This window comes from Nocardioides aquiterrae, assembly GCF_039526625.1.
Classification (GTDB): domain Bacteria; phylum Actinomycetota; class Actinomycetes; order Propionibacteriales; family Nocardioidaceae; genus Nocardioides; species Nocardioides aquiterrae.
The window spans coordinates 1-578 of record NZ_BAAAJE010000040.1 but is presented as its reverse complement, the minus strand read 5'-3'; the positions used below and the strand labels follow the sequence as shown (position 1 = coordinate 578).

1 pseudogene is annotated in these 578 nt (G+C 67.0%); it reads left to right on the top strand.

The features are described 5' to 3' along the window. Positions 1-188 (top strand): annotated as a pseudogene (locus tag ABD086_RS25085) (hypothetical protein); the annotation flags it as partial. Between the last annotated feature and the right edge of the window lie 390 nt (positions 189-578).

The following is a 578-nucleotide window of genomic DNA, read 5'->3' as shown; positions in this document are numbered from 1 at the left end:
GCGTCTACTCGAGCTTCCTGAAGCATGCCGGCAACGCCGCCGACCGGTACGGCGTCTCCGGCGCCCAGATCCTGCTCGAGGCCGGCCGCCGCAAGCTGATCGGCGGCCAGGAGGACCAGCTCATCGACATCGCGCTGCTGCTCAAGGCCGAGCAGGAGAAGCTCCGAGCGGACGCCGGCACGGCGTAGCCCTCAAGGAGCGCCGTTGTTGGGCGACATTCGTCCATCAGAGGCGTCTATTCCGAGAAATCTCGGCATCACCCCCGGGACTGCGTCCGCATGTTCCTGTGTCAGTAACAGCGCGGGCATAACCCGTGCAGCTCCAGAACGGTGCGCTCATCACTTACGGCGCGAGGGCGTTGAAACACGTTGGTCGACGTGGCCGCTGCGATCACCGCGAGCGCTGCGACCGGTCCGGAGCTCTACCGGCGTTCGGTCGGACTGCGCCAACGGGCAGGAGGGGTCCGGCGCAACCGAACCTCTTCTGGCGTCGGGTCGCTTACGGCCCCTGGACCGCTAGCTGTGATGCCCACCCAGGTTGTCCAACCGGGTGATGGGTGGCAGGCCACCGAGGGCTGA